This window comes from Gemmatimonas sp. UBA7669 (assembly GCF_002483225.1).
Taxonomy (GTDB): Bacteria; Gemmatimonadota; Gemmatimonadetes; order Gemmatimonadales; family Gemmatimonadaceae; genus Gemmatimonas.
Map to the genome: position 1 here is coordinate 165,290 of NZ_DLHL01000011.1, position 24,396 is coordinate 189,685.

Below are 24,396 nucleotides of genomic sequence, written 5' to 3' on the forward strand. Positions count from 1 at the left end.
TCCGGGATGCGTCTTCCCTCCCGGCGATTGCTCGCCCCGCTTGGTCTGCTGATTCTGGCTGGCCTCAGTCCTGCGCGCCTGGGCGCGCAGACCGCGTCTGCCTCAACCGCCAGCTACGTATATCTGCGCGCTGGCGACACACTGGGCACCGAAGCGCTCAGCGTGCAGGCGGGGCAGTCCACGGGACGACTGGCCATGCGCAATCAGCCGCTCATCGAGTGGACGCACTACCGCCAGGCCAACAACCGGCTCGGTGCGCTGCGCATTCGGGTATTGCAAACGCCCACGAGTACCACGGCCATTCAGGACGTGACCTTTGCCATTGCCGGCGACTCGCTGCGCGTGGCCATCACCACCGGCAAGACGGTGAGCCAGCAGGCCGTGCAGGTGCCGATGCCCGACGTGGTGCCGTTGGTGAACGCCTCGGTGCTGCATACGGCCTTTGTGGCCGACTACGGCAAGCGCCGCGAGCTCGATCGCATCCCCGTCGTGCTCACCACCGGCGCGCAGACGGCACTGGCGGAGCTCGCGCAGCAGAGCGGCAAGAGTGTGCTGACCCTCGGCAAGACCGTGTACACGATCACGTGGGCCAAGGACGGGTTGCCGGAGACGGTGGATATTCCAAATCAGAATTCGCGGATAGTGCGCTTAAGGTGAACACAGCGGTCAAGGTCCGGGTGCGCGATCCGCAGTCCTGCGACGTGAGCCGTGGGTGATGGGTGTGAGTGGCTTGGCGGCGGGATCGCGCGATCCACAACTTCCGGATCGCGTGATGCGGAAGCATGAACCACGCAAACTCACCACCCACAGCTCACAGCCCAAGACTGCGGATGGCGCACCCCGACCCCGACTGCTGTTCCGACAAGCGCCCGCCTCTAATCCCGAATTAACAACATTTCCCCCCGCGACCGCGTTATTTCGTCGTCCCGGGTGATCTTGCCCCGGGCGTCGTTTCCCACCGACAGCTCGGTACCATGCGATTCCTTCCCCTCACGCTCGCAGCCGCCGGCATGACCCTCGGCGCCTGCGCTCCCAAGCCCAAGCCGGCCCCCGCGCCGACGCCCACTCCCAACCAGACCGGCCCGCGTGGCGGTGCGGCTCCGGGTGGCACGTCCGGTAACGGCGCCGCCCAGCCCCCCGCCGGCGGCGGTGGCGGTGCCGGCGGCGCTCAGGCCGGCCAGGACCCCCAGCCACGCCCCTACGCCAGCATCGTCACCGGCCGCGCCGTCACCAAGAACGGTGTGTTCAAGGTGCATCAGGTGGGATCGCGTCTGTTCTTCGAGATTCCGCGCGCGGAACTCGGCAAGGACTTCGTCATCGTCAGCACGCTGGCCGGCACACCCAATGAGATCGGCCTACGTGGCACGCAGGGCGGCAACAACGTCGTGCGCTTCGAACGCCGCGACCATCGCATCCTGCTGCGCGAGGCGCGCTATCGCGACATCATCAGCGACACGGCGGCCTCGCAGCGTCTGGCCGCCGAACTGATTGGTGTCACACGCATCCTCGCCGCGCTCAACGTGGAGGCCTACGGCCCCGACAGTGCGGCCGTGGTGGAAGTCACCCGGCTGTTCACGGGCGGCGTACCGGAGTACACGGCGCTGGGCGCGCGCGCGCAGGTGGACGCGGCGCGCAGTTACGTGGAGAAGTTCTCCGCCTACGCCCGCAACGTGAACGTGACCGCCGTGCAGACCTTCACGCCGCAGGGTGGTGCGCCCGGCGGCGGGCCTGGCGGTGGCAACGCGGCCGCAGCCGGCCCGACCACCGAGAAGTACACCTTCTCCGTGGCCAAGCTGCCCGAGAATCCCATGATGCCGCGTCTGCTCGACGAGCGCGTGGGCTACTTCGGCGTCACGCAGCGTGACTTCAGCGGCGCCACGCAGCGCGTCGAGACCAAGCGCTACATCGGCCGCTGGCGTCTCGAGTGCAGCGACCAGAAGGTGGGCAATCTCTGCGTACCCAAGAAGCCCATCACCTACTATCTCGACCCGGCCACACCGGCCTGGCTCAAGCCCTGGATTCGCAAGGGCATCGAGGAGTGGCAGCCCGCGTTCGAAGCCGCCGGTTTCCACAAGGGTATCGTGGCCGCCGAAGCGCCGGCCAACGATCCCGACTTCAGCGGCGAAGACGCGACCGTGAGCATGGTGCGCTGGCTGCCCTCGGCCACCGAGAACGCCGTGGGTCCGTCGCTGCGCGATCCGCGCACGGGTGAGATTCTCGACGCCGACGTGCAGACGTATCTCAACGTCATGAACCTCACGCGGTCCTGGTACTTCACGCAGGTGGGCCATCTCGACCCGCGCGCGCAGAAGCTGCCCTTCCCGGACACGCTGACGGGCCGCCTGCTGCAGTACGTGACGGCGCACGAAGTGGGTCACACGCTCGGCTTCCCGCACAACTTCAAGGCGAGCTCCATGTATCCCGTGGACTCGGTGCGCAGCCGCACGTTCGTGAAGAAGATGGGTCACACGCCCACCCTCATGGACTACTCGCGCTTCAACTATGTGGCGCAGCCCGAGGACAACATCGACCTCGAGGACCTGATCCCGAAGGTCGGTCCTTACGATCACTACGCCGTCATGTGGGGCTACACGCCCATTGCGAACGCGCGCACGCCGGAAGCCGAACTGCCCACGCTCGACAAGTGGGCGCGCATGCAGGACAGCATTCCGTGGTATCGCTTCTCGGGTGACAACGGCGCGGCTGGCCCCGACCCGGGTGAGCAGTCGGAGGCCGTGGGCGATGCGGATGCCGTGAAGGCCACCACGTTGGGCGTGAAGAACCTCAAGCGCACCATGGCCATGCTGGAGAAGGCCACGGCGTGGAAGGAAGGCAGCACCTTCGATGACCTCGAAGAACTCTACGGCCGCACGGTGGGGCAGTGGGCCACCGAGATGGGCCATGTGGCGCGTATCGTGGGCGGACAGTACAAGCAGGAGAAGCGCGTGGGGCAGAGCGGCCCGGTGTTCACACCGGTGGAGCCGGCGCGGCAGAAGGCGGCGGTGCAGTACCTCCTCGACAACGCCTACACCACGCCCACCTGGTTGCTCGACCGCAGCATCCTGAGCAAGCTCGAGCCCAGCGGCAGTCTCAATCGGGTGGGCAATGCCCAGGTGCGTTCGCTCGGCAGCCTGCTGTCCAACGATCGCTTGCAGCGCATGCTCGAGTTCGAGGCGCTGGCGGTCAACAAGCGTGATGTGTATCCGGTGGCCAGCTTCCTCGCCGACGTGCGCGCCGGTCTGTGGAAGGAGCTGAGCAGCGGCGCGCCCATCGATGCGTTCCGCCGCCGGTTGCAGCGTGTGTATCTCGAGACCATGAACACCAAGATCAACCCGCCGGCTCCGGCCCCGGGTGGTCAGGGTGGTGGTGGTGGCTTCGGCCAGCAGGCGCCGGTCGGCACGGCCGACTTCCGTCCGATTCTCAAGGCCGAGATGCGGGCGCTCGACGCGTCGCTGGCCGCGGCCATTGGCCGCACGAGCGACACGATGACCCGCGCGCATCTGCAGGACGCGCGGGATCAGATCAAGAAGATGCTGAGCACGGAGAAGTAAGTCTCAGCGTTTTGGTCAATCTGCACGCATGTTGAACGGGGCGGGACGCGAGGCGCGTCCCGCCCCGCTTTGCCAGAGACTCATCCCACCTTCCCCTGGAGTCCATGATGCCTCGCCCCATCCCGCGATTTCTGCTGAGCGTGCTCGCCCTGCCCTGCCTCGCGGTGTCGCTCGGCGCACAAGCCGCGGGCTCGGGTGCCGCGTCTGCAGCGGGTGGCGTGCCCCCCGAGCAGCGCGCGGCGCAACGCGCGGCGCAGGCCAACAAGCCGCGCAGCATCGAAGGCATCAACACGGTATGGCTCGAAGAGCTGACCCGACCCGAGTTCCGCGATCTGCTCAAGGATGGCTACACCACCGTGCTGATCATGACGGGTGGCGTCGAAAACAACGACGACAACCTCTCCATGAACAAGCACAATATCAACAACCGGCTGCTCGGCGAGATGATCGCGCGCCGCCTGGGCAAGACGCTGGTGGCGCCGCTGGTCACGCTGGAGCCGGGCAATGCCGGATCGGCCATTCAGCCCGGCCGCGCCGGACCGATGCTGTCGCAGGCCACGTACACCGCGATGCTGTTCGACATGGGCAACTACCTGCGCAGCATGGGCTTCACGGAGATCTACTATCTCGGCGACAGCGGCGGCAACGCGCGGGGCATGCAGGCGGCCGCTGATTCGCTGACCAAGCTGTACGCCGACAGTCCGGACAAGGTGTACTTCAAGCATGTGCCCGAGTACTACAACCACACGAGCGTGGTGCAGCCGTACATCCAGAACGACCTCAAGATCCCCGAGGGCATCAAGATCGGTGCCAGCACCGGAACCAGCGGGTTGCACGAGGAACTGGGCATCGACGCCACGCTGGCCCTCGCCGATCCGGTGAGTATCCGCTACGAGCAGCGCAAGAAGGTGGGGCAGGACGAGATCAACGGCATCAAGTTCCAGTCCCTCGAGTGGCTGCAGGACCTCGGCCGCAAGGTTGCCGACCTGCGGGTGACCACGACGGTCAACGCCATCGCTGCGTACCGGGCGAGTGTCGGACGAAAGTAACCATCGTACGCGCCACGGGTTGAGCATGGGCTGTAAGTTCATCCCATGCCCAGCCCGGTTATCTCCCGATACTTTTCCGCGCCGTCCAGCGAACGCGGCGAGGCGATTGCACGTGGGTCTGCCGTTCGCCTTCTCGAAATCAGTGATACGCTGGCCGTCGCCGAGGTGGATGGCAGCGAGACGTACTTTGTGGAGGTCGCGGTCACCAAGAAACGGGCAGAGCTTGGGTGCTCCTGCCCCCATGCAGACGACGGCAACTTCTGCAAACATCTGTGGGCCACACTGCGTCTACTCGAACGTTCAACCTCGGCTGCGGCACTCAATGCCGCGCTGAACAACGCTACGAGTGTCCGGCTCGTACCGGTGGCGTGGACTGAGGAAGGGTTCGAGGTGCCGGAGGACGAGGACGATACCTTCGACGATGATGGGTACGAGTTGGTCGAAGATGTCGAGGTCCCTTCCAGCGGGTTGCGCTCGCACCAAAGGGCTCCGTACCCAACGGTTCAGCCGGCAGTACCGCTCTGGCACAGTGTCATTGATCGCGCCACATGGGCGATGCGGGCGGAGCAGGAAGCACGTATTGCTCGGCAAACGACACGCACAGCTCGCAACTCCTGGCCGGATGATCGTCGTATCGTATATGTGATCGACGCCAGCGTGGTCTCGTTTGGGCCGCTGCACGTTCTGATTGAAGTGATGACCGAACGGAGAGGTCGGGATGGGACGTGGTCGACTCCGAAGAAGTTCGGCTTCACTACCGAGGTATGGCTGACGGCTCCCGACCCGCGGGATCAGCTGGTAGCGCGCGCCTTGCTCGGCGTGTCCCCCATTCCGGGTTATGGCAATGCGCGCGCCACATTCACCGTGGGACAGCACGCCATCGGGGCACTCCTCCCTCTCCTCAATGCCACGGGCCAGTTGCGTGTGCGCCTCGCTGGATCGCCACCGGAGTATCGCGACGCGCAGTATGTAGCCGAGTCGGCAGATGAGCCGTGGCGCGTGGTGGTATCGGTTGGGGAGCGGACGTCGGCGTATGCTTTGAGTGCGAGTCTGGTGCGCAGCAACCAGCGCCGTGCCCTGAGCGACGCCCTGTGGATCCATCCCGCCGGCCTCTGTCTCTTCGACGACCAATTGTCACACGTGGACTGGAAGCAACAGTGGGCGCTGGCAAGTCCCCTGTGGGATTTGCACCAGATTCCGGTTGGCGACAATCCCGCACCGTTGCTGGAGCGGATCTTTGCCATGCCACAGGTGCCGACCCTTGAGCTTCCTTCTGACTGGCAGATAGAAACAGTACAGACCGCGCCAGTGCCTGGTGTGCGCTTTGTGCCCGACCCTGAACCGTGGCGTCGCTACAACGCCGGGCCGATGGTGGCCGTGCAACTGGCCTTTCGGTACGGACAGACCGAGGTTGGTGTAGACGATGCCGTCACGACGTGTTTTGATGCGCCTTCGCGGCGGCTCATTCACCGTGACCCGGAGTCGGAACGCGCTGCCGTCGTCCGACTTCAGCAACTTGGAATCTCGGCGCCCCGTCAGGCGCGACCGTACGGTGGCATGACCGCAGCCCCCATGCTGCTGGCGCGCACCGGCATGCGACGTTTGGCACAGCAATTGGCCAGCGAGGGCTGGTGGGTGGAGGCCGATGGGCGCGCCTTCCGTGCACCGGGGGCGGTGCAGGCGCGTGTGCGCTCCGGTATCGACTGGTTCGACCTCGATGGTACCGTGTCGTATGGCGATCTGCAGGTGCCACTCGTCGACGTGTTGGAGGCAAAGCGGCGCGGCGACGATCTGCTGACGCTCCCTGATGGTGGGGTCGGTCTGTTACCCGACGAATGGTTGCGCAGCCTTGGACCACTGTTGGCCAGTGGCGAGCGCCAAGCGCAAAGCACGCGCTTCCGTCGATCGCAGCTTGCGCTGCTGGATGCACTGCTCGCGAGTCTGCCCGAAGTCGATGTCGACGCGGTGTACACACAGCAGCGGGACGCCCTCCGCCGCTTTGAGCGGGTGGCACCGGCAACGCCTCCACCGTCGTTCGTTGGCGCGCTGCGTCCGTATCAGCAGGATGGCCTCGGTTGGATGCACTTCTTGCGGCAGTTCGGGTTTGGCGGATGTCTGGCAGACGACATGGGATTGGGCAAGACGGTGCAGGTGCTGGCCCTCCTGGAAAGCCGTCGTGTGGATGGCTGTGGTCCCTCGCTCGTAGTGGTTCCCCGTTCCCTGGTATTCAACTGGCGATCCGAAGCGGCCCGCTTTGCGCCGTCGCTGCGCGTGGTGGATTGGAGTAGCGCCGCCCGGCACGACTCGTCTTTCGACGCCGAAGGTGTGGACGTGGCGTTGGTGACCTACGGAACGCTGCGCCGCGATGCCGTACACTTGGCCGAGATTGCGTTCGACTACGTGATTCTTGATGAGGCCCAAGCCATCAAGAATCAGGGTACCGCCACGGCCAAGGCCTGTCGCGTATTGCAGGCGTCGCACAGACTGGCGATGACCGGTACGCCGGTCGAAAACCGACTCGAGGAGTTGTGGAGTCTCATCGACTTCCTCAATCCCGGCATGCTGGGCCACTCGGCGCGCTTCATTTCTTCGCTCCGGCAGGGATCCGCCGAGCCTGGAGTGAGCGACGCGTTGTCGCGTGCCCTGCGTCCGGTCATCATGCGGCGCAGCAAGACGGACGTGGCGCCGGAACTGCCGGCGCGCATTGAACGCACGTTGGAAGTGGAAATGGAGCCAAAGCAACGCGCGTTCTACGAGCAGCTTCGGAAGAAGGTGCGGGCGGAAGTCCTGGCGACAGTCGAATCGCAGGGGCTGGCCAAGTCGAAGTTGCACGTACTGGAGGGCTTGTTGCGCCTGAGGCAGGCCGCGTGTCACCCGGTATTGGCCGATCCGCGCAAGAGCGCGCTGCCGAGCGCCAAGCTCGATGCATTGTTACCAACGCTTGTCGAAGTGGCAGCTGAAGGCCACAAGGCCCTCGTGTTCTCGCAGTTCACGTCGCTGCTCGCACTGGTGCGCAACGCACTCGATGCCGCGGGCATTGCCTACGAGTATCTCGACGGAAGGACGAAGGACCGACAGGCGCGTGTACAGCGATTTCAGCAGGAGAAGGACCTGCCGGTTTTTCTCATCAGTCTCAAGGCGGGCGGTCATGGCCTCAACCTCACCGCCGCCGATTTCGTGTACCTGCTCGATCCGTGGTGGAATCCGGCGGTGGAAGCGCAGGCCATCGATCGGGCGCACCGTATTGGTCGCACGCGGCCAGTCGTGGCGACGCGGTTGGTGGCGCGCGACACCATCGAGGAGAAGATCCTCGCCCTGCAGGCAAACAAGCGGGCGTTGGCGGATGCCATTCTCTCCGGTGATCGGGGTGGATTGGCGTCCATTGGCCGCGAGGAACTGGAGTTGCTGTTGAGTTGACGCGTCATGGGCTCGTGGCAAGTGCCTCACCCTTTCAGCACTAGCCTGTCGATCATCAATTGCGTTGACGCTCCTTCCCGAGCCGCTCCGCGAGTCGCTGACGCGCCAGGGCCGCATACTCGCGGCAGGCAGACGGATTGCGCAGCGCGTTGGCATCCCCTGCGTCCCGCCTGGCCAGTTTGTCGAACAAACTGACTGCGCCAGGATGCGGCACGATCAGCACATCACAGGGCAGGCTTTCAATGCGCGCATGTCCACGCTCGAAGTCGGCAATGCCGCTCGGATAGCGTGTGCTGCCGGTGAACTTGAATCCGTCTTCGGAGATAGGAGACTGGCTGTCGGCATACGCCATGTCCCAACACACGCCACCGTCGCAGCTGCGCCATGTCCAACTCGTGCCACCGGGTGTATGGCCACCCGTGAAATGGGCGGTGAGCGCGAGATCTCCCAGACGAACCACCTGCCGGTCGCTCAGTTCACGCGCGGCGCGCACACCGGGAAACGGGAGATACAATCCGAACTGCGGATCGTCCGGCAGCGACGTGCCCATGCGCAGCACCTTGGCGCTCCACGGGTGCAGGACCGCCTCGGCGCCGGACGCGCGCTGCAGTGCCGCCAGGCCACCCGCATGATCGAAGTGCGCGTGTGAGTTGAGCAGCAGCTTCACGTCTTCGAGCTTGAAGCCCAGCGCGCGAATACTGGCGGCAATGAGCGGAGCCGATTCGGGCAGCCCGCCGTCGATAAGCACATGGCCTGCCGGCGATGTAATCAGCATGGCACTCAGGCCGCGCGTGCCCACATACCAGGTGTTGCCATGCACACGAAACGGGCGTTGCGGCTCGTTCCATTCGGCACAGCCGTCGCAGCGCGTGGCACTGACGTCGACGGGCTCCGGGCTCTTGCCCTGTGCGTGCACTGCGTTGGGAGGCAAAGCGGTCTGGACGACAAGTCCAGTCAGAAAAGCGGCGACTTGACCTGCACGCGGGAGGAACCGTTGCATGCGCTTGAGCGGCGTGATGGTGGGTGGAATCGGGGAGAGAAGGCAGGATCCACTACCACGGCCAATTCGACAAGGTTTCGTCCGTTGGTCTCCCCTGCCGATCGCGTGCTTTTGGCCGTAAACTGCAGTCACCTCGCCAACGGCGCGGTTCGTCCCTCCCTCTTTTTTTCAGGTTCAATGCGCTTTCGCCTCCTGCCGCTCGCGGTGACCGGGCTCGCGCTCGGTGCCTGCCGCTCGGCACCGAAGCCCGCTGCCTCTCCTGCCCCGGGCAATCGTCCCACCGCCAACACCACGGCCCGCCCGACCAACGCGCCGGGTGGCCCCACCACGCCGACCGGTCAGCCGCCCGCTGGTGGCGCGCCCAATCTCGCTCAGCTCGCCGGTGCCCTCGGCGGCGGTCAGGGCGAGCCAAATCCGCGCCCCTATGCCTCCGTCATCACCGCACGCGCCAAGAGCAAGAAGGGCGTGTTCGACGTGCATCAGGTGGGCGCGCGCCTCTACTTCGAGATTCCCGCGTCGCAGCTGAGCAAGGACTTCCTCGTCACCACCGTGCTCGCGGGCACGAACGAAGCCATCTCGGGCAGCCTTTATGGCCCGGAGCGCGTCATCCGCTTCGATCGGCGCGAGAATCGCATCGACGTGCGTGAGGCCAGCTATCTCAACGTGGCCTCGGACAGCGCGCAGCAGTCGCGTCAGGCCATGGACCTCATCTCCATCTTCCCCATCATCGCCACGCTCAACGTGGAGTCGTACGGGAAGGACAGCAGTGTCGTGGTGGATGTGACGCGCATGTTCACCGGCGGCGTGCAGGAGTTCACCGCCCGCGGCCGCCGCGCCACGGTGGACGCCGCGCGCTCCTACGTGGACAAGTTTGCGGCGTTCTCGCGCAACGTGAACGTGACGGCCGTGCAGACCTACACGCCGGCTCCCGGCGGCGCCAATCCACTGGCCGGTCTGCCCATTCCGGGTCTGGGCGGCGCCACGGGCCGCGCGGTCACCGAAGCGTTCACGTTCTCCATCGTGCGGCTGCCCGACGAGCCCATGATGCCGCGTCTCTACGACCGCCGCGTGGGTTACTTCATCACGCCCAAGCGCGACTTCGGTTCACGGGAGCAGCGTGTGGTGTCGCGCGACTACATCAAGCGCTGGCGCCTCGAGTGCAGTGAGCAGAAGCAGGGTAACCTGTGCGTGCCGAAGAAGCCCATCACGTACTACGTCGACCCGGCCACGCCCGAATACCTCAAGCCGTTCATTCGTGCGGGCATTGAGGAGTGGCAGCAGGCGTTCGAAGCTGCCGGCTTTGCCAAGGGCATCGTGGCGGCCGATGTGCCGGCCAACAATCCCGACGTGTCGGGTGAAGACGCGAGCGTGACGATGGTGCGCTGGCTGCCGTCGCCGACGGCCAACGCGCAGGGCCCGAGCCTTGTCGATCCGCGCACCGGCGAGATCCTCGACGCCGACGTGCAGATGTATCACAACATTCTCGACCTGCAGCGTGAGTGGTACTTCTCGCAGGTGGGCCATCTCGACCCGCGCGCGCAGAAGTTCCCCTTCCCCGACTCCCTGATGGGTCGTCTGGTGCAGTTCGTGGTGGCGCACGAAGTCGGTCACACGCTTGGCTTCCGCCACAACTTCAAGGGCAGCTCGATGTACCCGCTCGACTCCATCCGCAGCAAGACCTGGGTGGCAAAGATGGGGCACTCGCCGAGCATCATGGACTACGCGCGTTTCAACTACGTCGCGCAGCCTGAGGACAATCTCCCGCTCGAGTCGCTGGTCCCGAAGGTCGGCCCGTACGATCTCTACGCCACCATGTGGGGGTACAAGCCCATTCCCGGTGCGCGCACGCCCGATGCCGAACTGCCGACGCTCGACGAGTGGTCGCGCATGCAGGACGCGACGCCCTGGTACCGCTTTGCCGACGACGCCAGCGCAGGTCAGGCCGATCCGGGTGAACAGACCGAAGCCGTGGGTGATGCCGATGCCGTGCGTGCGAGCACGCTGGGCTTCAAGAACATTGCCCGCGTCATGAAGCTGGTGGAGGGCGCCTCCACGGCCGACAAGACGAAGGACTTCTCGCTGCTGCGCGAGACCTACGACGGGGTGATCGGGCAGTGGACGCTCGAAGCCAACCACGTGGTGAAGATCGTGGGTGGTGTGGACCGTCAGGAGAAGCGCGTGAGCCAGCCGGGTCCGGTGTGGACGCCGGTCTCGCGCAAGCGTCAGGTGGACGCCATGAAGTTCCTGAACGATCAGGTGTTTACCACGCCCACCTACCTCATTGACGTGCCGACGCTGCGCAAGCTCGAGTCGGACGGCAACATCAACCGCGTGGCCGGCGCGCAGGCGCGCGTGCTGAGCAATCTGGTGAACAACGGCCGGCTGCAGCGCATGGTGGAGCTCGAGGCCACGGCCACGAACCGCGCCGAGCTGTACACGCTGGGCGACATGCTGACGGACCTGCGTCGTGGGCTCTGGAAGGAGATCTACGGCGGCCAGAACATCACGCCGTATCGTCGTCGTCTCCAGACGCTGTACCTCGAAGCCATGGCGACGAAGATCAAACCGCCGGCGCCGAGCGCGCAGGAGCAGGCGATTGCGCAGCTCCTCGGTGGTGGCGCGGTGAACACGCGCGACTTCCGCCCGCTGCTCAAGGACGAAATGCGTACGTTGGACCGTGAGCTGGCGGCGGCCGTGGGCCGCACCAGTGACCGGGCGTCGCGCGCGCATCTGCAGGACGCGCGGGATCAGATCAAGGCGATGCTGGATCCGACCAAGTAGGCGCTGGTCGGTTTCGACGCACACACGACGCACGACCTGGGAGACCGGGTCGTGCGTTGTGGTTTCTGGAGGGCGTGTTGCGCATGGCCCAGTACCCATCACCCAGAACTCAGAACCCGATCCACAGCTGTGAGCCGTGCGTCTTGGGTGGTGAGTGTGAGTGGTGTGGCGGCAACATCACACGATCCGCACCGTTCGAATTGTGTGATGCGGCAGCATGAACCACGCTCACTCATAGCCCAGAGCCCAGAGCCCACGGCTGTGGATCGGGTCATAGGTTGCGCGGTCCCTCCAATCATCTTATCTATACCTATATGCGTATATATAGCACCCTACACCGATCCGATCCCATGCCAACTTTCCGCTCAACGCCCGTCGACGCCGTCATCGATGTTCGCACCAAGGTCGAGTTCTGGCTCGGCCATCTGCCCGGCGCCCGCTGTGTGCCGGTTGATACACTGCCCGAAGGACTCGACACACTCGGGCTGCCGCGTGACGCGCGTCTTCTCGTGTATTGCGCAAGCGGCGGACGCTCGGCCATGGCGCGGCAGATCCTCGAAGCGGCCGGCTACACCCAGGTGACCGATGGCGGGGGGTACGTGGCCGCGAGGGCGGAGTACGAGGAGTAGGACGCACGTTGTGGATCGCGTGATACCGCAGCATGCACCACCCACACCCAGAACTCACCTCGCACGGCTCACGGCTGTGGATCGCGTCGCCGGGCGTGCACGCGCCTGGCGGCTGTCCCCATTCCCGCCCCCACCCCACACCCGAGCACATTCCCTCCCCCGCGCGTATTCTCCCGTAGCCCTCTCTCCCCCGCCCCTGCTCCTGGCCCATGTGGATTGTCGAACTGGCCCTGCGCCGCCCGTACACTTTCATCGTCGGCGCGTTGCTGGTCGTGCTCTTCGGTGTCCTCTCGGCGCTGCGCATGCCCACCGACATCCTGCCGGAGCTCGACATCCCGGTGGTCTCGGTCATCTGGGCCTATAACGGCCTGCCACCCGAGGAGATGGAGCGGCGGTTCAGCACGCCCTATGAGCGGGCCGTGACCACCACGGTCAATGACGTCGAGCATATCGAATCCCAGTCACTCGCCGGCATCACCGTCATCAAGGTGTTCTTCCAGCCGGGCGCACGCATCGAGAGTGCCGTGGCGCAGATGGCCGCGGTGTCGCAGGCCATTCTGCGCATCATGCCGCCGGGCGCCACGGCACCGTTCATTGTGCGCTACAACGCGGCCAACGTGCCGGTGCTGCAGCTCGCGCTGGGCGGTGATTCGCTGAGCGAACAGCAGCTCTACGATCTGGGCACGAACGGCATCCGTACGCGTCTTGCCACCGTGCGCGGCGCGAGCGTGCCGCAGCCTTACGGAGGGCGCGCCCGACTCATCAATGTCGATCTCGATCCGGACGCGTTGCTTGCACGCGGCCTCTCGCCCACCGACGTCTCCGACGCCATCAGCGCGCAGAACCTCGTGCTGCCCGGCGGTACGGCCAAGATCGGTGAGCGGGAGTACGCCGTGCGCCTCAATGGCAGTCCCGATGTGCTGGAGGCACTCAATGACCTGCCGGTGCGCATGGTCAATGGGGGCCTCGTGCGCGTTCGTGATGTGGCGCAGGTACGTGACGGCTACGCCGTGCAGACCAACATCGTGCACCGTGACGGTGTACGCGGCGCGCTCATCACCGTGCTCAAGTCAGGTGGGGCTTCAACCATCGACGTCGTCAATCGCGTGCGCGCCGCACTCCCTGGAGTGCTGGCCACGCTGCCGGCGGCGCTGACGGTGGATGTGCTCGCCGACCAGTCGCTGTTCGTCAAGGCTGCACTCAAGGGTGTGGTCATCGAAGCGCTCATTGCCGCCTGTCTCACCGCGGCCATGATCCTGCTGTTCCTTGGCAGCTGGCGCAGCACACTCATTGTCGCGCTCAGCATCCCGTTGTCCATTCTCGTCTCGGTCACAGTCCTGGCCGCGCTCGGCCAGACGCTCAACGTGATGACGCTCGGCGGTCTCGCACTCGCCGTTGGCGTGCTGGTGGATGACGCGACGGTGGGCATTGAGAACATTCACCGCGTGCAGGAACACGAGCCGGACATCGATCAGGCCATCAGGCTGGGCGCCGGGCAGATTGCCATCCCGACACTGGTGTCCACGTTGGCCATCTGCATCGTGTTCGTGCCGATCTTCTTTCTGAGCGGTGCCGCGGGAGCGCTGTTCAAGCCCCTGGCCATGGCAGTGGTCTTCGCCATGCTGGCGTCGTATGTCATTTCGCGCACACTGGTGCCGACGCTGGTGCGCTATGCCATGCGTCGTGAGCGGGCGCTCGAAGCCCGGCGCGCGGGCATGCCGAAACCGCCCGGTCCGTTCTCGCGATTGCATCACCACTTCGAACAGTGGTTCGAGACGAGGCGCGTGCAGTATCGTCTCACCCTGCGGCGTGTGCTCGAGCGTCCGGCCTCGGTTCTCGTCACGGCGGGTGTGGTACTGGTGGCGGCGCTGGCGCTCGTGCCTTTCCTGGGCCGCGACTTCTTCCCCTCGGTGGACGCCGGCCAGATTCGCCTGCACCTGCGTGCGCCCGTCGGCACCCGCGTGGAAGAAACGGCACGCATCGTGGCCGCCGTGGAGGATCGCATTCGGGCCATCATTCCCGAAGGCGATCTCGGCACCATCATCGACAACATCGGCATCAGCTCGTCCAGCGTCACCAACCTCGCCTACAGCGACAATCCCACAACGGGCGTAACCGACGCTGACATTCTCATCGTGCTCGAACGCGATCGTACCGGCACCACCGACGGCTACATCCGGGCCATCCGCCGCATGCTGCGAGCGGAGTACCCGCAGGTGCTGGCCTTCTTCCAGTCGGCCGACATCGTCAGTCAGATCCTCAACGCCGGACTGCCGGCGCCGGTGAACGTGCAGGTGGTGGGCAGCAATCGCGCGGCCAACATCGAGGTGGCGCGCACCATTGAACGGCGCGTGCGACAGATTCCCGGCGCCGTGGATGTGTACCTGCAGCAGCGTCTCGAAGCCCCGCAGCTCAATCTCACCGTCGACCGTACACGGGCGGCGGCCCTCAATCTCTCGCAACGCGACGTGGCCAGCGATTTGCTCGTGTCCCTGGCATCGAGCGGGCAGACACAGCCCAACGTGTGGCTCAATCCGCAGAACGGTGTGCAGTACACCGTGAGCGTACAGACCCCACAGTACCGCATCAACTCCCTTGAGGCGCTGGCGCGCACACCGGTGGCGGGCGTGGGCGGAACGCCACAACTCTTCGAGAATGTGGCCACAATGTCCCGCGGCTCAGCGGTGGCCGTCGTGAGTCACTATGATGTGGCGCCGGTGTTCGACGTGTTCGCCAACGTGCAGGATCGGGATCTTGGCGCCGTGGCGAGCGATATCGATGTGGTGCTGGACTCCCTGCAGTCCACGCTGCCGCGCGGCACCACGCTGGTCATGCGCGGCCAGGTGGCAGCCATGCGGACATCGTACGCCGGCCTGGCCACTGGTCTCGCCTTTGCCATCGTGCTCGTGTATCTCATCATGGTGGTGAACTTCCAGTCCTGGCTGGATCCGCTCATCATCAGCATGGCGTTGCCCGTCGCGCTGTCCGGTGTGCTCTGGGCGCTGTTCGCCGCCGGCAATACCATCAGTGTCCCGGCCTTCATGGGCGCCATCATGAGTATGGGAGTGGCCACCGCCAACGGCATTCTCGTGGTGGCCTTTGCCAACGAGCGCATGGCCGATGGGCTGAGCGCCTTCGACGCCGCGCTCGACGCGGCCAGCACGCGACTCAGACCCGTCATCATGACCGCTGCGGCGATGATTGTCGGCATGGTGCCGATGGCGCTCGGCTTCGGCGAAGGCGGCGAGCAGAATGCCCCATTGGGCCGCGCCGTCATCGGCGGCCTCAGTTTCGCCACCGTGGCCACACTCACGGTGCTGCCCATCGTGTACAGCCGGCTGCGGGCTGCTCGTGCGCACGCTGCCGGTTCATCGGTTGCCCTGTCTTCCACGCCGGAGTTGGCGTCGTGATGTCGTCGTCTCATTCTCGCGCACTTCGCCACCGCGCACTTCGCCACCCCGCCTTTCGCCACCGCATGCGCCCCACCCGCACACGTCACGGCCGAGTGGTACCCATCGTGCTGGCGGTACTGTTCATCGGTTTGGCGGTGGCGGGTTTGCTGCCCCGGCTTGCACAATCCAAGGCGCGCGCCGCAGAGCAAAAGGAGGCCGTCGCGCCGCCGGCGGTGTTCACCGAATCGGTGCAGCGTGACACAGCCAGTCGCCCGTATGAAGTTCCCGGCACGCTCAGTGGACTGCACGAGACGGCCATCTTTGCGCGCACCAACGGATTCGTGCGCGCGTTGCGCGTTGACATCGGCTCGACCGTGCGCCGTGGGGATACGCTGGTGGTGCTCGATCAACCCGAGTTGCTTGAGCAGTTGCGACAGGCGGAGGCGGTGGTGGCGCAGACTGAGGCCAGTGCCGCACTGGCCCGCACGTCACTCACGCGCTGGACACAATTGGCCGGCCAGGGTGTGGTGACGCCGCAGGAACTCGACGAACGTCAGGCCACGGCCAACGTGACGGAGGCCAATGTGCGGGCGGCGCGCGCCAATCTCGCCAACTTGCGGGAGCAGCAGCGATTTGGTGCGCTGACCGCCCCCTTCAATGGCGTGGTCACAGCGCGCAACATCGACCTGGGATCTCTGGTGGTGGCCGGCGCGGCGGCCACGGCGCGACCGCTGCTCACGCTGGTGCAAACGGACACCGTGCGCGTCATGCTGCAGGTGCCTCAGAGTGCGGCACCTCGTCTGCGCGTGGGCCTCGCCACCCGCGTGCTCATCCGCGATCTGGGCGATAGCGCGTTTGTGGGTCGGGTTGTGCGCACGGCTGGCGCCATCGAACCCAGCTCGCGCACCCTGCTGGTGGAAGTGCAGATCCCCAACACACGACGCCAGCTCCTGCCCGGCATGTTTGCGCAGGTGCAGCTGGCTATTCCGGCTGGATCGCCGGCGCTGCGCATTCCGGCCATTGCACTCATCGTGCGCGGCGATGGCACACAGGTGGCGCGCGTCGAGGGCGACAGCATCGCGCTCGTGCCCATCACCGTCACTCGCGACTTCGGCACCACGCTTGAGGTCTCGGGTGCCCTCGAGGCTGGCGATCAGCTCGTCGTCAATCCCGCCGAGTCGTTGACCAGTGGTCAGCGGGTTCGCGCGACCGTCCGAGGTGGCGCCGCACCGTCTGCAACACCTGCCGCCACTCCTTCCGCAGCACCGGCTGCCGTCAAGGCAGCGCCGTAACCGCCTGGCCGTGCAGCACGTGGCGCAGCGCGCGCAACATGGCCTCGGCCGTGTAGGGCTTGGGCAGGAACTCCGACACCAGCAGGGCTTCCACGGCCTCACGCCGTGATTCGTCGTGGAAGCCGCTGGAGGCAATGATGGGCAGGTCAGGACGCAGGACCCGCGCCGCCTTGATGAACTCGACTCCGTCCATCACCGGCATCATGAGGTCGGTGACCACGACGTCGAACTCCGAGGGCGCCGCTGCAAAAGCGTTCAGTGCCTCTTCGCCGTTCTCTGCAACGGTCAGGATATAGCCATACGACGTGAGCAGCGTTGCCGCCAGATGGCGAATGGGCGCTTCGTCGTCCACGAGCAGCACACGTTCTCCACTACCGCGCGGCAGCTGCGACGTGACAGACGGCGGCAATTCGGCACTCTGGCGGACGACGGCCGGTACGCCAATGCGAAAGGTGGAACCCTCCCCCGGCGTACTGCGGACCTGAATGAAGCCGCCGTGGCTGGTGACAATGGACCGTGACGTGGACAAACCGAGCCCGGTGCCCTCACCAACGGCCTTGGTGGTGAAAAACGGGTCGAAGATGCGCTGCTGCGTGTCTTCGTCCATGCCGGTACCCGTATCGGCCACCTCGATGAGGACATACGAACCGGCCTCCACATCCGGCGGCACGGACGGATCACCGGCTTCGATCTGCATCCGGCTTGCCGAGAGCGTGAGCGTGCCACCGGCCGGCATCGCATCACGCGCGTTCACGCAGAGATTGAGCACGACCTGATGCAGCTGGGTGCGATCACCCACCACCCACGGCAGGTCATTTGCCAATTCGGTTCGCACCGTGATGGAGCGCGGGAAGGTCTCCTGCATCGTGGCCACAATGTCCAGCAGCACGATGTCCACCGACATGGGACGACGCTCGGTCTCCGATCCACGGGCAAACAGCAGCAGCTGCCTCACCATGTCCGCACCACGACGCGCGCTGCGTCCGATCTCGTCGAGAACGGGCAGCAGGTCGTCGTCGGTCACCCCATCGCGCAACATATCGATGGAGAACACAATGGGGGTGAGCACGTTGTTGAGATCGTGCGCAATGCCACCCGCCAGTGTGCCGATGCTTTCGAGTCGCTGCGCCCGCAGCAGCTGCTGTTCAAGCTGCTCCCGCTCACGCTGCGCCATGCGCCGCGCTTCTTCACGGTCAATGGCACCAAGCGCAAAGTCCAGATTGGCCGCGAGCTTGTCGAGCACCGCCACTTCTTCGGCGTCGAACGAATCCACCGCGTCCGCATAGAGGGACAGCGCGCCAATGGCCTGCCCATCGCGCCGCAGCGGAAAGCTCGCCGACGCACGGTACCCGGCTTCCAGCGCCGCGTCTCGCCACGGCAACATGATGGAATCGTTCGCGATGTCATTGCAAATACTGCGACGATTGCCACGAATGGCGCGACCGGTTGGGCCCTGACCTTCCGGGGTATCGGTCCAGGTAATGCGCCGCTCCGTGAGGTAGGACGCCACGGCCCCCGCCGAAGCCACGATGAACAACTCCGGCACGTCCCCACTCTTGAGCCCGATCCACGCGGCCCGCATGCCGCCAGTGGTCACGGCAATTTCGCACACACGCTGGTAGAGCTGTCCGCGATCCGGCGTGTGCACGATGGCGTCGTTGATCTCACTCAGCAACGCATACATGCGCGTCAGGCGGCGCAGACGCTGTTCGGCGGCCCGCGCCTCCGTGATGTCATGACAGGTGCCAATGGCCTGCGTGATGCGACCGTCCGCTTCGCGATGGGACTGCCAGCGCTCCTCCAGCAGGCGAGTTTCGCCGGTTGGCAGCACGATGCGATGCTCGAGCACGCAGGGATCCGTGTGCGACACCGAGGCTGCAAAGGCCGCATCCACCTTGGCCCGATCGTCCGGGTGCACACGCTCGAGAAATGATGCGTGCGTGACCTCGAAGTGGTCCGGGTCCGTCTGGAAGATCCGGTGCACCTCCAAAGACCAGCGTACCTCCAACGAACGGAGGTCAGTGACCCAGCTGCCCACTCTGGCCACAGCCTGCGCGTCCACCAGCTCCCGGTTCTGTTTCTCCAGCGCGTGTGTCAGCTCCTCCTGCGCAGTCAGAGCGCGGCGCAACTGCAGTTCCGTCATCACGAGCGCACTGAGGGTTTCGAGTGCCCGGCGCTGCGTGTCCGTCAACGTGCGAGGCGCCGTGTCGATGACGCAGAGCGTACCCAGCACGTGCCCCGAGGGCGCCGTCAGCGGGGCTCCCGCATAGAAGCGCAGGTTCGGGTCATTCACGACATAGCGATTCTCGCGGAACCGCGGATCAAGCAGCGTATCCGGCACCTCCAGCAGGCCGCGCCGATTGAGCGCGTACTGGCAGAAGGAATCTTCACGTGGTGTTTCCGGATCGGCAAAACCCACCCGGGCCTTGAACCACTGCCGCTGGTCGTCGAGCAACGTGATCAGGGCATACGGCGTACCACAAAGTTCTGCGGCGAGAGCCACGATGGCGTCGAAGCGCGGCTCGGGTGGCGTGTCCATGATCGCGAAGGAATGCAGCTCCGCGATTCGCGCGACTTCGTCCTGTGCCAGAGGGGGCATGTTGGCAGGTGAGGGGATGCTGCTCTTGGTCTAGCACCCGAAGTCGTCGCCCCGCCAGAGGCTCTCCAGCGAGAAGCTCCGTCTCATGGTCTGGAACCCGAGGGCCCCGGGGCCGTAGGTTTGCTCATCATGAAGGGATCTTCGGAACTGCCGACCGAGCTGGGGCCACTGCGTGAGGCCATTCGTGGGCAATACCTCATCCAACGCGAATTGGGACGCGGTGGGATGGGTATTGTGCTGCTGGCGCAGGACGAGCGATTGGACCGCCTGGTCGCGCTCAAGGTGTTGCCCCCGACGCTGGCGGCCAGCCCGGAAATCCGCGAGCGCTTCCTGCGCGAAGCGCGCATGGCCGCCCAGCTCTCCCATCCGCACATCGTGCCGGTCTTCAGCGCCGACGAAGTGCAGGGCTTCGCCTTCTTCGCCATGGGCTACGTCGACGGCGAGACCCTGGGCGAGCGCATTCGCGCGCGTGGCACGCTGCCGCCTGCGGAAGTCGTGCGTGTGCTGCGTGAAACCGCCTGGGCGCTGGCGTACGCGCACGCGCGCGGCATTGTCCATCGTGATGTCAAACCCGACAACATCCTGATTGAGCGCGGCACAGGCCGCGCATTCGTGAGTGACTTCGGTATTGCACGCGCCGAATTCAACGCCGCACTCACGCAGGATGGACTGGTACTGGGCAGCGTGCACTTCATGAGTCCTGAGCAGTCGGCCGGTGAGCCACTCGACGGACGCAGCGACCTGTACGCGCTCGGGTGCATTGGCTTTCTCGCCCTCAGTGGGCGCCTGCCCTTCGACAGCAACATGCCGCAGAAGGTGCTGCTGGCGCATGCCACCCAGGATCCGCCGCTGCTCCGCAGCGTGGCGCCCGACGTGCCACCGGCACTCGCAGCGGTCATCGATCAGTGTCTGCGCAAACGCGCCGACGCCCGCTTTCCCACCGGCGAGGCGTTGGCGGATGCGCTGGGCAAGGCGCTCGAGTCGCTGGACCAGCGGCCGGCCGCGGCCGAGAAGGCGCTGTCGAGTGCCGAAGCCATGGCGGTGTGGCGCCGCGCGGCCGAACTGCAGGCGGAGGCGGCATCGCGACTCGAGGCGCGCATCCGCCGTGATGAAACGCGCGCGCTGCGCCCCGTGGGCAGCGCCGATACCGAGGCCGACGAAGCACCCGCCGTCTCAATCAGCAGCGACGCCTTTCGCCTGCGGGACGTGGAAGCGGCCGCAGTGGAAGCGGGTATCTCGCAACGCTATGTCGCACTCGCACTGGATGAACTGCGTGCGGCGCCCGCCGGTACGGCACTCGCCGAGCCGCTCTCGCCATGGCGTGATCGTGTGGCCACGCGACTCCTTGGCACGGCGCAGCGCACCTTGTCGGTCAGTCGCATCATTCGCGCCGCACCCGGCGAGGTACTGCCCGCCATGGGACGCACCTTCCAGTCTTCGCCCTGGCTGCTGCACCTGCGCGATACGCTGGGCGGCCATCCACTCGACGGCGGGGTGCTGGTGTTCGCGTTGCCCGACATGGTGGGCGGTGACTACAAGTGGACCTGGACGCGCTACGGGGTCTATGTCCCCGAAGTGCGTGTGAGTCTTGCCAGCGTGCCCGGTGATCCGCGCGCCACCGAAGTCACCATGGCCATCGATCTGCGGCGCGGCCTCACGGCCAACCTCTTCGGGTACGGCGCGGTGATGTCCGCCTTTGGCAGTGGCGGAGGCGTGGTAGGGGCAGTGGTGGCCAAGAAGGCGCTGGCCATGGTGGGCGCCGCGCTCATAGGTCCGGCGGCCACCGGCGCGCTGCTCGCCGGGTTGGCCGCCGTCGCCATGGCCGGTCCACTCTACCGATGGGAGATGCGCAAGGCCGCCGAGGAACTCAACGCGGCGCTCGCCGGCATCGAGCTGGGCATGCGCGCCTTCAATCTCTTCGGCACGCTGGGTGATCGGCCCGCGCCCCGACCGATCGATCCGACGCTCGGGTACTGAAGGCTGGCTTCACACAAGATACGTTAACCGGATCGTCCCTCACAACTGAGTTATATTGAGGGGCCACCGTTTCGGGAGCCGTCATGTCCATTCGTCCTGTTCGTCGCATCGCCAGCGCACAGCCCACCATCGAAGGCGCCGGCGTGCACCTGCATCGAGCCTTCGGTTTCGGCGACACCAGCGAAACGGACCCGTTTCTGCTGTTCGACGACTTCCGTAACGACGTGCCCCGGCAGTATGCCCAGGGATTTCCCTGGCATCCGCATCGTGGTATTGAAACCATCACCTACGTGCTGGCGGGGCAGGTGGAGCACGCCGACTCGCTCGGCAATCGTGGCATGCTGGGTGCGGGTGACGTGCAGTGGATGACGGCTGGGCGCGGCATCGTGCATCACGAAATGCCGCAGGGCGATCCTCAGGGTCGCATGCACGGCTTCCAGCTCTGGGCCAACCTGCCGTCGTCACTCAAGATGACGGCGCCGCGCTACCAGGACGTGCAGTCGGGCGACATCGCCGAGATCATGGACGACGATGGCACGCGCGTGCGCGTGATCTGTGGCGAGTTCTGGGGGAAGCGCGGCCCGGTGGACGGCATTGCGGCCGATCCCTGCTATCTCGACGTGTCCGTGCCCGCCGGAGTGAAAAAGTCACTGCCGGTGGACGCATATCGCAGCACATTCGCCTACATTTTCGAGGGGAGTGGCACGTTTCGCCACGCTTCCGATCCGATGGGTGTGCTGACCGAGCGCAGCGCCGGTAACGACGACGATCTGGTGCGCGACATGTCGGGCAACCGATCGCTGGTGTTGTTCGATTCCGGCGACGAGGTCGTCGTGCGTGCGGGCAGCGAGGGCATCCGCTTCCTGCTCGTGAGCGGCGCTCCCATCAAGGAACCGGTGGCGTGGTACGGGCCCATCGTGATGAACACCCAGGCCGAGTTGGAGCAGGCAGTGCGCGAGCTGCGCGCCGGGACGTTCATCAAGGACTGAACACCGTGAACCCGTGTCTATCGTGATTCCACGCGTTGTACGTCATGCCTGTTGTTTGGTGGTGCTAGGTGCGGCCGCGTTGTCCGCGCAGGCGGTGCCGGCCACGACGGGCAATCCGACCGGGAACCCGGCCCCGAAACCTGCGCCCAAGAAGAAGCGCGTTGACTTCAACGCGACCCTGGGCTTCTCGCAGACCAACGGCAACGCATCGGCGCTGGCCACAAATGTCAGCAACAAGCTCAAGTACACGATTGCGGGTTGGTCCTTCCAGCAGGACTTGGCCTTTTTCTACGGCGAAGCCAATAGCAAGGTCAACACGAACTTCTGGAACGGCGGGTTGCGGGCCGATCGCACCGTGGCCGCGCGTGTCGCACTCTTCATGGCCACGCGCTACGACCGCAACGTGGTGCAGGGCATCGAAAATCGCTATCAGCAGGGCTTTGGCGTGACGGTGGCGGCGCTGGATGACAAGTGGAACCGGCTCAACGTTGCGCTGGGCGGGTCGTTCTTCAGTCAGGAACTGACACCGGGTTCCGTGGCGCGAGCCTCGCGTGCGTTTCCAGCGGCACGCGCCGCCGTGGACTATCGCCGCAAGCTCACCGACGTGGCGTACGTGCAGCAAACGGCGGAGTACCTGCCGGCGGTGGGAGACAGCACCTCGTCATACTTCGTGAACGCCGAGAGCGCGGTGGTGGCCCCCATTACCAAGAGCGTGGGCCTCAAGATCGGGTATATCGTGCGTTACAATTCCGATCCGCCCGTTCGCAACAACCTGCAGCTGAAAACGACCGACACGTTCTTCTCGTCGGGTCTCACCCTCACCTTCTGAGTACACGTCATGCCCATCCGTGCCGCGACGACGCGTGCGCTGGTCCTGTCCCTGCTGCTGGCGTCGGTGGCCGGCGCCCAGGCCGCCGATGCGCCCAAGAAGAACCTCGAAGTCTCGGGCAATGCGGGATTTGCGCAGACCAACGGCAATGCCAACGCCCTCACCACGAACTTCGGCAACAAGCTGAAGTACTCACTCAAGGGCTGGGCGCTGGGCCAGGATCTCGCCTTCTTCTACGGCGAGGCAGACAACAAGGTGAACGCGAACTTCTGGAACGGCGGCCTGCGTGCCGAACGCACGCTCACCCCACGCCTTGGCCTGTTCGTGGCCACACGCTTCGACCGCAATGTGCTGCAGGGTATCGCCAGTCGTTTCGAGGAGGGCTTTGGTCTCGACGCCAAGCTCATTGTCGCGCCCAAGGACAAGCTCAACATGCAGATCGGTGGCTCGGCCTTTCAGGTGAACCTCACGCCGGGTTCGACCACGGCCGGGAAGCGCCACTTCCCCGCCGCGCGCGTGGGCCTCGACTACAAGCACAGCTTCTCCGAGCTGGCTTTCTTCCAGCAGACGGCCGAGTACCTGCCGAATCTTTCGGAAAGCGGCGTGTACCTGGTGAATACCGAGTCCTCCATTGTGGCCCCGCTGTCCAAGCGCCTTGGGCTCAAGTTCGGCTATCTCGTGCGCTACAACTCCACGCCGCCCGAGCGCAATGGGGTGGTACTCAAGAAGACCGACACCTTCTTTTCCAGCGGGCTGACGTTCTCGTACTGACATCAGCTGCCACCCGGAATCTCATCCTGTGCAAACGAGGCGACACCCCATCCGGGACGTCGCCTCGATGCGTATTGGGCGTCAACGCATTGGGGTCACTGAGAGCTGACGATCCTCGGC

Annotated in this window: 14 protein-coding genes; 12 read left to right on the forward strand and 2 right to left on the reverse strand. The window is 65.4% G+C overall.

The features are described 5' to 3' along the window. Positions 1–6 precede the first annotated feature (6 nt). The 4 genes from B2747_RS03110 (at position 7) to B2747_RS03125 (ending at position 8,017) form a co-directional block, all read left to right on the forward strand. Positions 7–657: a hypothetical protein gene (locus B2747_RS03110; RefSeq protein WP_291156787.1), complete on the forward strand. Its 651-nt coding sequence runs from the start codon at positions 7–9 to the stop codon at positions 655–657. Positions 658–974: 317 nt separating this feature from the next. Beyond that, on the forward strand, positions 975–3,551 hold the full coding sequence (locus B2747_RS03115) for a zinc-dependent metalloprotease (RefSeq protein WP_291156790.1): 2,577 nt from the start codon (positions 975–977) through the stop codon (positions 3,549–3,551). Between the two features lie 104 nt (positions 3,552–3,655). Then, positions 3,656–4,600: a creatininase family protein gene (locus tag B2747_RS03120; protein WP_291156792.1), complete on the forward strand. Its 945-nt coding sequence runs from the start codon at positions 3,656–3,658 to the stop codon at positions 4,598–4,600. A 45-nt stretch (positions 4,601–4,645) separates the two neighbouring features. Further along, positions 4,646–8,017: a DEAD/DEAH box helicase gene (locus tag B2747_RS03125; protein WP_291156794.1), complete on the forward strand. Its 3,372-nt coding sequence runs from the start codon at positions 4,646–4,648 to the stop codon at positions 8,015–8,017. A 55-nt stretch (positions 8,018–8,072) separates the two neighbouring features. Here B2747_RS03125 and bla read toward each other — a convergent pair whose 3' ends face one another. Beyond that, positions 8,073–8,948: a subclass B3 metallo-beta-lactamase gene (gene bla, locus B2747_RS03130; protein WP_291156795.1), complete on the reverse strand. Its 876-nt coding sequence runs from the start codon at positions 8,946–8,948 to the stop codon at positions 8,073–8,075. 246 nt (positions 8,949–9,194) lie between these two features. On the opposite strand from bla, the gene B2747_RS03135 reads away from it, so the two are divergent. The 4 genes from B2747_RS03135 (at position 9,195) to B2747_RS03150 (ending at position 17,111) form a co-directional block, all read left to right on the forward strand. Continuing rightward, positions 9,195–11,798 carry a zinc-dependent metalloprotease gene (locus B2747_RS03135; protein WP_291156797.1) on the forward strand — a complete coding sequence of 868 codons (2,604 nt, stop codon included), beginning with the start codon at positions 9,195–9,197 and terminating at the stop codon, positions 11,796–11,798. Positions 11,799–12,148: 350 nt separating this feature from the next. Continuing rightward, on the forward strand, positions 12,149–12,427 hold the full coding sequence (locus tag B2747_RS03140) for a rhodanese-like domain-containing protein (protein ID WP_291156799.1): 279 nt from the start codon (positions 12,149–12,151) through the stop codon (positions 12,425–12,427). 209 nt (positions 12,428–12,636) lie between these two features. Continuing rightward, positions 12,637–15,837 carry an efflux RND transporter permease subunit gene (locus B2747_RS03145; protein ID WP_291156801.1) on the forward strand — a complete coding sequence of 1,067 codons (3,201 nt, stop codon included), beginning with the start codon at positions 12,637–12,639 and terminating at the stop codon, positions 15,835–15,837. Between the two features lie 65 nt (positions 15,838–15,902). Then, positions 15,903–17,111, forward strand: a complete 1,209-nt coding sequence (locus B2747_RS03150; protein ID WP_291156802.1) for an efflux RND transporter periplasmic adaptor subunit — start codon at positions 15,903–15,905, stop codon at positions 17,109–17,111. Here the strand turns inward: B2747_RS03150 and B2747_RS03155 are convergent. Beyond that, positions 17,095–19,710 carry a GAF domain-containing protein gene (locus B2747_RS03155; RefSeq protein WP_291156804.1) on the reverse strand — a complete coding sequence of 872 codons (2,616 nt, stop codon included), beginning with the start codon at positions 19,708–19,710 and terminating at the stop codon, positions 17,095–17,097. The two genes, B2747_RS03150 and B2747_RS03155, sit on opposite strands and share 17 nt — an antisense overlap. A 129-nt stretch (positions 19,711–19,839) precedes the next feature. Here B2747_RS03155 and B2747_RS03160 point away from each other — a divergent pair, with 129 nt between their 5' ends. From B2747_RS03160 to B2747_RS03175, 4 genes are all read left to right on the forward strand, one after another. Beyond that, complete coding sequence (locus tag B2747_RS03160; RefSeq protein WP_291156805.1) at positions 19,840–21,687, forward strand: serine/threonine-protein kinase; 1,848 nt, start codon at positions 19,840–19,842, stop codon at positions 21,685–21,687. Positions 21,688–21,770: 83 nt separating this feature from the next. Further along, positions 21,771–22,676, forward strand: coding sequence for a pirin family protein (locus tag B2747_RS03165; RefSeq protein WP_291156806.1), 906 nt, complete (start codon positions 21,771–21,773; stop codon positions 22,674–22,676). Positions 22,677–22,698: 22 nt separating this feature from the next. Continuing rightward, positions 22,699–23,505: a DUF481 domain-containing protein gene (locus B2747_RS03170; protein WP_291156807.1), complete on the forward strand. Its 807-nt coding sequence runs from the start codon at positions 22,699–22,701 to the stop codon at positions 23,503–23,505. Between the two features lie 9 nt (positions 23,506–23,514). Beyond that, positions 23,515–24,276: a DUF481 domain-containing protein gene (locus B2747_RS03175; RefSeq protein ID WP_291156809.1), complete on the forward strand. Its 762-nt coding sequence runs from the start codon at positions 23,515–23,517 to the stop codon at positions 24,274–24,276. The last annotated feature ends 120 nt before the right edge of the window (positions 24,277–24,396 follow it).

Coding starts and splice junctions, on each gene's coding strand:
- B2747_RS03145 (WP_291156801.1), top strand. CDS start 12,637: ATGTGGATTGTCGAACTGGCCCTGCGCCGCCCGTACACTTTCATCGTC.
- B2747_RS03155 (WP_291156804.1), bottom strand. CDS start 19,710: ATGCCCCCTCTGGCACAGGACGAAGTCGCGCGAATCGCGGAGCTGCAT.
- B2747_RS03160 (WP_291156805.1), top strand. CDS start 19,840: ATGAAGGGATCTTCGGAACTGCCGACCGAGCTGGGGCCACTGCGTGAG.
- B2747_RS03135 (WP_291156797.1), top strand. CDS start 9,195: ATGCGCTTTCGCCTCCTGCCGCTCGCGGTGACCGGGCTCGCGCTCGGT.
- B2747_RS03125 (WP_291156794.1), top strand. CDS start 4,646: ATGCCCAGCCCGGTTATCTCCCGATACTTTTCCGCGCCGTCCAGCGAA.
- B2747_RS03110 (WP_291156787.1), top strand. CDS start 7: ATGCGTCTTCCCTCCCGGCGATTGCTCGCCCCGCTTGGTCTGCTGATT.
- B2747_RS03120 (WP_291156792.1), top strand. CDS start 3,656: ATGATGCCTCGCCCCATCCCGCGATTTCTGCTGAGCGTGCTCGCCCTG.
- B2747_RS03175 (WP_291156809.1), top strand. CDS start 23,515: ATGCCCATCCGTGCCGCGACGACGCGTGCGCTGGTCCTGTCCCTGCTG.
- B2747_RS03150 (WP_291156802.1), top strand. CDS start 15,903: ATGCGCCCCACCCGCACACGTCACGGCCGAGTGGTACCCATCGTGCTG.
- B2747_RS03165 (WP_291156806.1), top strand. CDS start 21,771: ATGTCCATTCGTCCTGTTCGTCGCATCGCCAGCGCACAGCCCACCATC.
- B2747_RS03140 (WP_291156799.1), top strand. CDS start 12,149: ATGCCAACTTTCCGCTCAACGCCCGTCGACGCCGTCATCGATGTTCGC.
- B2747_RS03115 (WP_291156790.1), top strand. CDS start 975: ATGCGATTCCTTCCCCTCACGCTCGCAGCCGCCGGCATGACCCTCGGC.